The organism is Amycolatopsis nivea (assembly GCF_004522235.1).
GTDB classification, from domain to species: domain Bacteria; phylum Actinomycetota; class Actinomycetes; order Mycobacteriales; family Pseudonocardiaceae; genus Amycolatopsis; species Amycolatopsis nivea.
This window is the reverse complement of sequence record NZ_SDLT01000043.1, coordinates 74,124-85,593: the sequence shown is the minus strand read 5'-3', so window position 1 is coordinate 85,593 and position 11,470 is coordinate 74,124. Positions and strand designations below refer to the sequence as shown.

At 68.7% G+C, this 11,470-nt stretch carries 7 protein-coding genes; 3 read left to right on the top strand and 4 right to left on the bottom strand.

Annotated elements, in window-relative coordinates; all coding sequences use genetic code 11:
* Nucleotides 1-334: 334 nt before the first annotated feature.
* The 4 genes from EIZ44_RS36760 to dnaE form a co-directional block, all read right to left on the bottom strand.
* Nucleotides 335-1,525 carry a low temperature requirement protein A gene (locus EIZ44_RS36760; protein WP_134733747.1) on the bottom strand — a complete coding sequence of 397 codons (1,191 nt, stop codon included), beginning with the start codon at nt 1,523-1,525 and terminating at the stop codon, nt 335-337.
* A 101-nt stretch (nt 1,526-1,626) separates the two neighbouring features.
* Nucleotides 1,627-2,436, bottom strand: coding sequence for a MerR family transcriptional regulator (locus tag EIZ44_RS36755; RefSeq protein WP_037820766.1), 810 nt, complete (start codon nt 2,434-2,436; stop codon nt 1,627-1,629).
* A 497-nt stretch (nt 2,437-2,933) separates the two neighbouring features.
* A complete protein-coding gene (locus EIZ44_RS36750; protein WP_134733745.1) occupies nt 2,934-4,403 on the bottom strand; it encodes an MFS transporter in 1,470 nt (489 codons plus the stop codon).
* Nucleotides 4,403-7,993 carry a DNA polymerase III subunit alpha gene (gene dnaE, locus EIZ44_RS36745; protein ID WP_134733743.1) on the bottom strand — a complete coding sequence of 1,197 codons (3,591 nt, stop codon included), beginning with the start codon at nt 7,991-7,993 and terminating at the stop codon, nt 4,403-4,405. The genes EIZ44_RS36750 and dnaE overlap by 1 nt, the downstream gene beginning before the upstream one ends.
* A gap of 391 nt (nt 7,994-8,384) precedes the next feature.
* Between dnaE and EIZ44_RS36740 the strand changes: the two genes are divergently transcribed.
* The 3 genes from EIZ44_RS36740 to EIZ44_RS36730 are packed head-to-tail and all read left to right on the top strand — an operon-like array spanning nt 8,385 to nt 11,436.
* The gene (locus EIZ44_RS36740) at nt 8,385-9,062 is read left to right on the top strand and encodes a FadR/GntR family transcriptional regulator (protein ID WP_043835998.1); all 678 of its coding nucleotides are present in this window, start codon (nt 8,385-8,387) and stop codon (nt 9,060-9,062) included.
* Nucleotides 9,059-10,495, top strand: a complete 1,437-nt coding sequence (locus EIZ44_RS36735) for an amino acid permease (protein WP_134733742.1) — start codon at nt 9,059-9,061, stop codon at nt 10,493-10,495. Before EIZ44_RS36740 ends, EIZ44_RS36735 begins: the two co-directional genes overlap by 4 nt.
* On the top strand, nt 10,492-11,436 hold the full coding sequence (locus tag EIZ44_RS36730) for an asparaginase (protein ID WP_134733740.1): 945 nt from the start codon (nt 10,492-10,494) through the stop codon (nt 11,434-11,436). Before EIZ44_RS36735 ends, EIZ44_RS36730 begins: the two co-directional genes overlap by 4 nt.
* The last annotated feature ends 34 nt before the right edge of the window (nt 11,437-11,470 follow it).

The window sequence follows — 11,470 nt, the reverse complement described above, 5'->3', positions numbered from 1 at the left end:
CACTGTTGAGTTCTCAAGCAACACACCCCGAACCAGCCCCGTAATCAACCAGGCCAAGCTCGATGCGTTATTTCAAGCTTTTGTTTTTCCGGAGTCCAACTCTACACCCTGGGAAGCTCGAGGCTTCGTCGGGGGCTGGTTCAGCTCCGGAGGTTTGGGACCACCCACTCTACCACTACTGTGGGAGCTTGGTTCGTGTTCCCGGCGGCCGCCCGGTCTCCCTGGCGACGAAGAGAACATTACACGCCCCGAAACAGCCCTCGAACAGGGGGGTCCCTTTTTTCGCGCCAAGCCGCTGACCTGCGTCGATCCGGCGGTCGCGGCCGGAAGCCGGTCAGCCGGGCTCGCGCTCGCCGTGCGTCGCGATCACCGTGACGCCGACGAGGATCGCCGCGAGGGCCGCCGTCACGTGGATCGGCGCCGGGCCGAACGACGCGGCGAGCACGAGCACCGCGGCCGCCGGGAAGCCGATCGCGATCGGGCGGCATTCGTTCGTCGGGCCGATGTGCAGCAGCCACACGCTCAGCAGGAAGACCGCGACCGGGATCGTCACGGCCAGCGCCGTCACGATGCCGCTGACGTGCACCTGCCCGCTGTCGAATCCGACCGCCAGTTCCAGTCCGGCGCCGACCGCCGCGGCCGAACCGAAAATCAGGTAGTGGCCGTACCCCCAGCTCAACGCGGTCCACCGCGAGTTGCCGCGTTCGAGGCGGGCGTGCCCCGGCTGGTCGAAATACAGCCACCACATCGAGAACACCAGGACCAGGCCGGCGACGGCCAGCGACACGAGCTCGCCGGTGTGCTCCCCCTCCGCGATCCCCTCCTTCACCGCGTTGGTGGCGCTGAGCACGGTTTCGCCGAGCACGATCAGCGTGAAAAGCCCGTACCGCTCGGCGATGTGGTGCGAGTGCCACGGCGTGGTCGTTCGCGCCTCCGCTACCGCGGGCACCGCGAGTTCCAGGACCAGCACCACGAAGAAGCCGATGAACCCAGCAGTGCCGGGCAGTGCCAGCCGGGCGATCCACAGGATCTGGCAGAGCGTGATGCCTGCCGCGTAGAAGTACGCGGTCGTGCGGATTTCCGGTGACTGCCGCGCCGCGCGGAGCCACTGCGTGACCGCGGCCAACCGCATCAGGACGTACCCGATGACCACGATCGTGAAGTCGCCCTCGAAGGCTTTGTCCACGCCGGCCGCGACGGTCAGACCGCCGCCGATCTGGACGAGAGTGGCCAGGCGATAGGGCACGTCGTCGGTGTCGAACGCCGACGCGAACCAGCTGAAGTTCAGCCAGCCCCACCAGATCGCGAAGAACACCATCCCGAAGCTGAGCACCCCGTGCCCGACGTGCCCCTCGGAAAGCGCGTGGTGCAGCTGCGCGGCAGCCTGGCCGACGGCGACCACGAAACACAGGTCGAACAGCAGCTCCAGCGGCGTTGACGCGCGGTGCCCTTCGCTGGTGTCGCGTGGTCGCATCGGCCGGTACCACACCCGGATCCGGTTGCCCGGCACTGATTCGTGGGCCATGTGCGCTCCCCTTTCCGCAGAACGCGGCCATCCCAACATGATCGACGGCGCGGCGCGAGCGCGACATCCCGAGCAGCCGGAACCGGGTGAAACCGGACGCCTCAGCGCAGCCGGACCGCCAGTTCGAAGACCGGATCGTCGAGGGCGGCCTGTCCGGGATCGCAGAGGAAGATCTGCCGCGGCTTCCAGTCGGCCCGCACGTCCCGGTCGGTCAGCCAGCGGTGCAGCGATTCGGCCCCGAGCGCGGTATTCATGTTCGCTTTCGGCACGGTGACGTACGCCTCGCGGCCCGCGTCGTCGCTGCTGAGCGTCATGTCCGGGAAGGCGATGTCCCCGCCGTCGGGGTCGATTGGACAGCAGAATTCGACCAAGCCGTCGCTGTCATCGCTGATTTCCCCGTAGTAGCGCAGGAAAGGCCTTCCGGCATCGCCGGACGGACGCGGGACCGCCGGGCCGCCGAAGAACGCGAACAGCGGGGCGGCGAATGCGCCGATCCGGTCGGCGGTCAGGTGCTCGGAGGCGACGAGCAGCGTGCGGGCGGGCATTTCGCGAACGGACACGTCGTACATCGGGGTTTCCTTCCCGGCCAGTCGGTCGAGGAAGAACCCGGCGAGTTCCCGCTTGGCGCGCCACTCCCGCTCCTGCTCGTCCCAGTACGCGCGGACCTCGGCCGCCGCCGCTTCCGGCGGCAGGTCGAGGACGGTCCGGATCCGCGGCAGCGGCATCCCGATCCGGCGCAGCTGGACGACGCGGCGCGCCCGCTCGAGCTGGTCCGGCGAGTACCAGCGGTAGCCGGTGTCCGGGTCGACGCGGGCAGGCGGCAGCAGGTTCGTCTCGTCGTACAGCCGCAGCGCTTTGGGCGAAAGGCGGGCCAGGCGTGCGAACGCGCCGATGGTCAGCAGGTCCGGCATGGGTTCTCCCTCGTTCGGAACACCCTGAGCGTGGGGCCAGCCCCGAGGGGAAGGTCAAGCGCGCGGCGGCCCCGGCGTTCCGGAGCCTCGCGGAACCGAGGGAAGGCCGGGGAGGAAGAAAGGCGGGCGGGCCCGGTTCCCCCTCGCCCGGGCCCGCCCCGTTGCCTTCGCACGCACTCGGCCTGCCACTCCGGGCAGTGCCCCGGCGATTCGCCGTACGGTCCCCCGCGGACGCCGACGAATTTCGTACCGGGATGCGACTCCGGGTGTCCATTCCCCGGAACTTCGGACTCCCGGGCCGTCCGGCCGATCGACCCATCCCCGGTCGATCGAGCGAATTGCCACTGTCGGTAGCCAAAGTGCCGTTCTGAAGGCTCCATAAGGTCTACTCGGTTGCTCTGAGTAGCACTAGGGGCGAAGGTCACCTGTCACCCGGATGGAGTATCACCTGGTGGCGGTAAGTAGCTCACCGAATAGGCAGGATCAGCGTTGCGTGGTCACGTTCGGTGAATATTCGCCGCGGACTGCGCCGCTTGCTGGTCCTCCGTCAGGATGGCACGCCGCCGGCGGGCGCGGAGTTCCAGGGTCGCGAAAGCCAGCGCGACCAGGGTGAGCCCGCCCGCGCAGCACATCGCCGCGGTGAGCGCGGTCTGGTGCCCGGCGGTCGCGACCACCGATTCGAACACCGACGCCAGCACGGCCGTGCCGATCGCGGTGCCGATCCGCTGGCCGGTCTGCAGCGCTCCCCCGGCGACGCCGGCCAGCCGGTTCGGCACGCATTCGAGGGTGAGCGTCGTGTTCGGCGAGATCACCATCCCGCCGCCGATCCCGCCGATCAGCAACGGTCCGGCCACCGCGAATCCCGCGGCCGACGGCGGCACCAGCTGCACGACCAATCCCACCGAAAGCAGCGAGAGCGCGACGATGCTCAGGCCCATGACGGTCAGCTTCCGGCCGAACCGGGCCACGAGCCGTCCGGCGACGGCTGCTGTCACAGCCGAGCTCAGCGCGAACGGCGTGACAGCCAGCCCCGACTGCAGCGGCGTGTAGCCGAGGCCCTGCTGGAAGAAGAGCGCGAACACCAGCCAGATCCCGGCGAACCCGCAGAAGTACAGTGCCCCGACCGCCGCGCCGCTCGCGTAGCCCGGAGTGCCGGTGAAGAGCCGGATGTCCAGCAACGGCGGCCGGTTCTTGCGCACGACGCGCCGTTCCCACCACACGAAGGCCGCGCCGAAGACGATCGCCACCCCGAACAGCCACCAGAACCGGCCGAACCCGCCCCGTTCGGATTGCACGAGCGGCAGCAGCACCCCGAGCACCGCGACGGCCAGCAGCACGATCCCGGCGTAGTCGATTTCCGTGCGCAGCCGGAGTTTTCGCCGGTCTGTGCGCGGCAGCAGCTTCATCGCGAGCCCGAACGCGATCGCGCCGATCGGCACGTTCACGTAGAACACCCACCGCCAGCCGTCCGGGTCTCCGAACAGCGCGAGGATCACGCCGCCGAGCACCGGCCCGACCGCGGTGGAGATGCCGACGACCGCGCCGAACATGCCGAACGCCCGCCCGCGCTCGGCGCCGTGGAACAGATCCTGGATCAGGCCGCTGTTCTGCGGCGTCAGCATGCCCGCGGCGCAGCCCTGGGCCAGCCGGGCGGCGACGAGGGTCGCCGGGTCGGGGGCCGCGCCGGCGAGCGCGCTCGTCGCGACGAACGCCGCCAGCGCGATGAGGAACATCCGGCGGCGGCCCAGCGCGTCGCCGAGCCTGCCGCCGGTGACCAGGACCAGGCCGAAGGCGAGCGCGTAGCCCGAGACCACCCACTGGATGGTGCCCGCGCCGGTGTTCAAGTCGCGCTGGATCGAGGGCAGAGCCGTGTTGACGATGCTGACGTCCAGCAGCGTCATGAACCCGGCGGCGAGGGTGACCGCGAGCGCCCGCCAGCGGCGGGGATCCGGCTCCGCCCCGGTCATCAGGTGTTGGCGGTGATCCCAGGGATGCCCTTGAGCTCACCGATGAGCATCGAACTGACCTTCACCGGGTAATCGTAAAGCGCGAAGACCGTCTGGTTCTTGCCGACGAGCTTGAGGTGCACCGGCGTATCGCCCTTGTGCGCCAGCAGCGTCGACTTCAGCTCGCTGACCACGGCCTGGTCGATCTTCTCCGCGGCGGCCAGCAGCACCAGCGGCGGTTCCTCGTCGCCGTTGCCGATCTCGGACAGGTCCAGCGGCACGAGCCCGCCGCCGAACACCGACATCTTGTCCTCGCGCCAGTTGACCCGGCCCTTCACCAGCACCGCGTTGTCCTCGACCAGGTCCGCGGCGAACATCGAGTACGCCTTGGCGAAGAACAGCACCTCGAGCGCGGCGTCCATGTCCTCGACGGTGCAGATCGCCCAGGGCTCGCCCTTCTTGTTGACCCGGCGTTCGAGCGAGGTGAGCAGGCCGGAGATGACGACCTCGCCCTCCTTCGGCGGGTCGGCGAGCAGCGCAGCGATCGGCTTCGGCGCGTGTTTGCGCAGGATGCGCTCGGCCCCGTCGAGCGGGTGCGCCGACACGTACAGGCCCAGCATTTCGCGTTCATAGGCCAGGAGCTGCTTGCGCGGGTACTCCTCCTCGCCGAACTTGAGGTGCGCGAGCGGCGAGGACGACGGCGCCGCTTCGGCCGCGTCTCCGTCGTCGGCTCCGAACGAGCCGAAGAGGTCGAACTGGCCCATCGCTTCCTGGCGCTTGAGCGGGACGACGGCTTCCACCGCGTCCTCGTGCACCTGGATCATCGACAGCCGCGTGTGGCCCATCGAATCGAACGCGCCCGCCTTGATCAGCGATTCGATCACCCGCTTGTTGCAGGCCACCAGCTCCGACTTGTCCAGGAACTCGGTGAACGAGGAGTACTTGCCCTTCTCCTCGCGCGTCTTGATGATCGACTCCACCACGTTCGCGCCCACGTTGCGCACCGCGCCCAGACCGAACCGGATGTCGTTCCCGACGGCCGCGAACCGCAGCGCCGACTCGTTCACGTCCGGCGGCAGCACCTTGATCCCCAGCCGCCGGCACTCCGACAGGTAGATCGCCGACTTGTCCTTGTTGTCGCCGACCGACGTGAGCAGCGCGGCCATGTACTCCGCGGTGTAGTTCGACTTGAGGTAGGCGGTCCAGTACGCGATCAGGCCGTACGCGGCGGCGTGCGACTTGTTGAACGCGTACCCGGCGAACGGGAGAATCGTGTCCCACAGCGCCTTGACCGCTTCCGGCGAGAAGCCGCCCTCGACCAGCGGGCTGGACTTCATGCCCTCTTCGAAGCCCTCGTACTCCTTCTCGAGGACTTCCTTCTTCTTCTTGCCCATCGCGCGGCGGAGCGTGTCCGCTCGGCCCATCGTGTAGCCCGCGACCTTCTGGGCGATCTGCATGATCTGCTCTTGGTAGACGATCAGGCCGTAGGTCTCGGACAGGATCTCCCGCAGCGGTTCCTCCAGCTGCGGGTGGATCGGCTTGATCTGCTGCCGGTTGTTCTTGCGGTCGGCGTAGTCGTTGTGCGCGTTCATGCCCATCGGACCGGGCCGGTACAGCGCGAGCACCGCGATGATGTCCTCGAACCCGGTCGGCTGCATGCGCCGCAGCAGGTCGCGCATCGCGCCGCCGTCGAGCTGGAACACGCCGAGCGTGTCGCCCCGGCCGAGGAGCTTGTACGCCTCGGGGTCGTCGAAGCCGAGCCGGTCGAGGTCGATCTCCTCGCCGCGGTTGGCCTTGATGTTCTCCAGCGCGTCGCCGATGACGGTGAGGTTGCGCAGGCCGAGGAAGTCCATCTTCAGCAGGCCGATGGCCTCGCAGGAGGGATAGTCCCAGCCGGTGATGATCGACCCGTCGTCGCGCTGCCACACCGGGATCGCGTCGGTGAGCGGCTCGCTCGACATGATCACCGCGCAGGCGTGCACGCCCGCGTTGCGGATCAGGCCTTCGAGGCCGCGGGCGGTGTCGAAGATCGTCTTGCACTCTTCGTCGGTCTCGACCAGCGTGCGGACCTCGGCGGCCTCGGCGTAGCGCTCGTGCTTCGAGTCGACGATGCCCGACAGCGGGATGTCCTTCGCCATGATCGGCGGCGGCAGCGCCTTCGAAATCCGGTCCGCGATCGAGTAGCCCGGCTGGCCGAAGTGCACGCGGGCGGAGTCCTTGATCGCCGCCTTGGTCTTAATCGTGCCGAAGGTGATGACCTGCGCGACCCGGTCCGAGCCGTACTTGTCGGTGGCGTACCGGATCATCTCGCCGCGGCGGCGGTCGTCGAAGTCGATGTCGATATCGGGCATCGACATGCGCTCCGGGTTCAGGAACCGCTCGAACAGCAGCTTCTGCGGGATCGGGTCGAGGTTCGTGATGCCGAGCGCGTACGCGACGAGCGCGCCGGCGGCGGACCCTCGGCCGGGGCCGACGAGGATGCCGACCTCCCGCGCGTGCTGGATGAGGTCGGCGGTGATGAGGAAGTAGGACGGGAAGCCCTTGCCCTCGATGACGCCGAGTTCGTAGTCGCAGCGTTCCTCGTACCCGTCCGGGATGCCTTCGGGAAACCGCCACTTGAGGCCCTCGGCCACCTGGTGGCGCAGCCAGGAAGCGTCGGTGTGTCCTTCGGGGACGTCGAAGACCGGCATCCGGTCCTTGTGCGTGTACACGTCCTCGTACGACTCGACCCGCTCCGCGATCAACAACGTGTTGTCCGCCGCCCCCGGGACTTCCCGGTCCCAGTACTCGCGCATCTCCTCCGCCGACTTCAGGAAATAACCGTCCCCGTCGAACTTGAACCGCGTCGGATCGTTCAGCGTCTTCCCCGCCTGCACGCACAGCAACGCCGAGTGCGTGTCCGCCTGGTCCTTCGTCACATAGTGCGAATCGTTCGTCGCCAGCGGCGGGAGGTCCAGCAGCTTCCCGATCTCCAGCAAACCCTCCCGCACCGACCGCTCGATCGGCAGCCCGTGGTCCATCAGCTCCAGGAAGAAATTCCCCGCCCCGAAAATGTCCTTGTAGTCCGAGGCCGCCTGGATCGCGGCCTCGCGCTGCCCCAGCCGCAACCGGGTCTGCACCTCGCCCGACGGGCAGCCGGTCGTCGCGATGATCCCGGACGCGTTCTCCGCGATCAGCTCCCGATCCATCCGCGGCTTGCGGTAATACCCCTGAATCGACGCCAGCGACGACAGCTTGAACAGATTCCGCAACCCCGTCGCGTTCCCCGCCACCATCGTCATGTGCGTGTACGCACCGCCACCCGAGACGTCGCCGCCCTCGCCGAACTCGTCCGACCCCCGCTGCGACGCCTGCCCCCAGAACACCGGCTTCTTGTGAAACCGCGACTCCGGCGCGATGTACGCCTCGATCCCGATGATCGGCTTGATCCCGTGCTTCTTCGACGTCTGATAAAACTCGTCCCCGCCATACATGTTCCCGTGATCGGTCATCCCGACCGCCGGCATGTTCAGCCGGGCCGCCTCCGCGAACAAGGGACCGATCTTCGCCGCACCGTCCAGCATGGAGTACTCGGTGTGGACGTGCAGGTGGACGAAAGAATCGTTCGACACCAGCGAAAACCTCCCCTAGGCAGACGGCTTCCCGGCTCCGGTCGACGCGGCGGGCCCGGGCTGTCCACCCTAGTCCGCCGCGGTCTGAGCGCTCCGTCTGGATCCTCTCTCTTCCGTAGGCCGGGCGCGGCTCCGACGCGCCGGGCGCGTTCGGCGTGGTGATCGCCGGTGCGCCCCTCAGTACCCGGACACGGTCGCACCCGGCACCGACAAAAACCGGCGCCTCGGACAGCCGGGCCCCCAGAGTCACCCGGGAGCGTGAACCAGCCCACAACCGCCGAGCAAGGGGCCATGGCTCCGCTTGACAGCGGCCGGGCCGGAACCGACGATCCGTCGCGTGAACCTGTCTGACAGCCGGGCAGCCGGACCGCTCCCCCGGCGCGTCAGCGCGATGGAGGCCGTCCTCGGCCATCTGCGGCAGGCGATCGAGCACGGCGAGTACGCGATCGGCGACCAGCTGCCGTCGGAGGCCGCGCTGAGCAGGGAGTTCGAGGTCAGCCGCTCGGTCGTGCGCGAGGCGCTGCGCGGGCTGCAGGCGCTCGGGCTGACCGTGTCGCGCACCGGCCGCGGCACGTTCGTCACCGCGAGCGGCCCGCCGGAGAACCCTACGTTCGGCGACTACTCGGCCCGCGACCTGGTCGAGGTGCGCAGGCACGTCGAGGTCCCGGTGGCCGCGTACGCCGCGCGCCGCCGCGACGCCGACCAGCTCGCCCGGCTCGCCGATCTCGTCGACCGGATGGACGCCGAGACCGCGGACGCCGCCTGGGTGGCGCTCGACTCACAGTTTCACGTCACGATCGCACGGGCATCTGGCAATCCGGTGTTCGCGAAGGTGATCGAGGAGATCCGCGACGCACTGGCCCGCCAGTCGGCGTTCCTGAACCAGCTCGGCGGACGGCGCACCCAGTCGAACGTCGAGCACCGGCGCATCGTCACGGCGATCGCCGAAGGCGAGGAAGACGCGGCGGCGGCCGCGATGACCGAGCATCTCGATCACGTCGAGAAGACCCTGACCACGATCGTCCGACCGGCGCGCGCCGGCGAAGCAGAAACAGGTACCACCGCGTGAGTGAAGAAACCCTGCCCGCCACTGCCGAGGCGGGTCCCGCCGACGCGGGCGACGCCGGATACAACAAGGCGCTGAAATCCCGGCACATCAACATGATCGCCATCGGCGGCGCGATCGGCACCGGCCTGTTCCTCGGCGCGGGCGGACGGCTCGCGCAGGCCGGTCCGGCGCTCGCGATCGTGTACGCGGTGTGCGGGCTCTTCGCGTTCTTCGTGGTGCGCGCGCTCGGCGAACTGATCCTGCACCGTCCGTCGTCCGGCGCGTTCGTGTCCTACGCGCGCGAGTTCATGGGCGAGAAGGGCGCGTACGTCGCGGGCTGGATGCACTTCCTCAACTGGTCGACGACCGGCATCGCGGACATCACCGCCATCGCGCTGTACGCGCACTTCTGGTCGTTCTTCACGCCGATCCCGCAGTGGGTGCTCGCGCTGATCGCGCTGGCGGTCGTGCTGTCGCTGAACCTCGTGTCGGTGAAGCTGTTCGGCGAGATGGAATTCTGGTTCTCGATCGTCAAGGTCGCCGCGCTGGTGCTGTTCCTGATCGTCGGCATCGTCCTGCTGGTGACGCAGCATCCGATCGACGGCCACATCCCCGGCCCGCAGCTGATCTCCGACCACGGCGGCGTGTTCCCGGCGGGCATCGTGCCGATGATCCTGATCGTGCAGGGCGTCGTGTTCGCCTACGCCTCGTGCGAACTGGTCGGCGTCGCGGCGGGCGAAACGGAGAACCCGAAGAAGATCGTGCCCAAGGCGATCAACTCGATCATGTGGCGGATCGCGCTGTTCTACGTCGGCTCGGTCGTGCTGCTGGCGATGCTGCTGCCGTGGGACGCCTACTCGGCCGACCAGAGCCCGTTCGTCACCGTGCTGGCGAAACTGGGCGTGCCCGGCGCGGACAGCATCATGAACCTGGTCGTGCTGACCGCCGCGCTGTCGAGCCTCAACTCCGGCCTGTACTCGACCGGGCGGATCCTGCGCTCGATGTCGCTGGCCGGGTCCGCGCCGAAGTTCACCGGCGTGATGAACCGCAACCAGGTGCCCTACGGCGGGATCCTGCTGACGTCGTCGGTGTGCGTGGTCGGCGTCGGGCTGAACTACGTGGTGCCGAAGGACGCGTTCGAGATCGTGCTGAACTTCGCCGCCGTCGGCATCCTCGGCACCTGGGCGATCATCGTGCTCAGCCACCTGCTGTTCGTGCGGAAGGCCAAGCGCGGCGAGGTGACCCGGCCGCACTTCCGGCTGCCGTTCTCGCCCTACACCGAAATCGCGACGCTCGCCTTCCTCGCCGCGGTCGTCGTGCTGATGGGCTTCGACAAGACCGGCCGGATCACCCTCATGGCGCTGCCGGTGATCGTCGTCGCGCTCGTCGCCGGCTGGTTCGTCGTGCGCAAGCGGATCGACATGAGCGCGTTCGACAAGGCAGAGGCGTCGTGATCCCGCAGGAACGCGAACCGCGGCACGTCCCGCTGGTCCACCTTCTGCGCGACGGCATGGTCGAGGGCGTCCACCACGGTTCCGTCGTCGTGCTCTCGCCCGACGGTTCGACGCTGTTCGAGGCGGGCGACCCCGACGTCGCGATGTACCCGCGTTCGACCGCGAAGCCGTTGCAGGCCGCCGCGATGGCCCGGCTCGGACTGCGCCTCGACCCGTCCGGTTTCGCGATCGCCGCGGCCAGCCACTCCGGCGAACCGCGGCATCTCGAGGCAGCCGCCGCCGTGCTGGAAAGCCGCGGCTTCACCGAAACCGATCTGGGCAACCCCGCTGACCTGCCCTACGACCCGGTCGAGCGGGACGCCTGGATCGCTGCTGGACGGCAGCCGTCGCGACTCGCGCACAACTGCTCCGGCAAGCACGCCGCGATGCTGGCCGTGTGCCAAGAGCAGCGGTGGGACGTCGACGGTTACCTCGATCCGGCACACCCGCTGCAGCGTGCGATCCGGGAAACCGTCGAGGAACTGACCGGGCAAACCGTGCCGCGCGTAGCCACGGACGGCTGCGGTGCGCCACTGTTCGCGCTGTCTCTGCGAGGTTTGGCGAAGGCTGCTTCGCGGATCGCGACCGCGCCAGAGGGTTCGCCGGAATCGTTGGTGGCCAACGGGATCCGGCAGCATCCGGATCTGGTGGCCGGGAGCCGACGCGACGTCACCCGGCTGATGCGGGCCGTGCCGGGACTGATCGCGAAGGACGGTTTCGAGGCCGTGCAGCTCGCCGCGTTGCCGGACGGAACCGCAGTGGCGCTGAAGATCGCGGACGGCGGCGACCGAGCCCGTCCTGCCGTACTCGCGGCGGCGCTGGCACGAGCAGGCGTCGATCCGGAACTGCTCGCCCCGTTCCGCAACCCCGCTCTCCAGGTGACGGACGCACTCGCCGCCTAAGTCCGTGAGGGGAACCCGCACAGCCGCTGATTCC

What these genes read in the sequence shown, in the direction of transcription:
- EIZ44_RS36740 (WP_043835998.1), top strand. Translation starts at nt 8,385, where the DNA reads ATGGAGGCCGTCCTCGGCCATCTGCGGCAGGCGATCGAGCACGGCGAG.
- EIZ44_RS36760 (WP_134733747.1), bottom strand. Translation starts at nt 1,525, where the DNA reads ATGGCCCACGAATCAGTGCCGGGCAACCGGATCCGGGTGTGGTACCGG.
- EIZ44_RS36755 (WP_037820766.1), bottom strand. Translation starts at nt 2,436, where the DNA reads ATGCCGGACCTGCTGACCATCGGCGCGTTCGCACGCCTGGCCCGCCTT.
- EIZ44_RS36750 (WP_134733745.1), bottom strand. Translation starts at nt 4,403, where the DNA reads ATGACCGGGGCGGAGCCGGATCCCCGCCGCTGGCGGGCGCTCGCGGTC.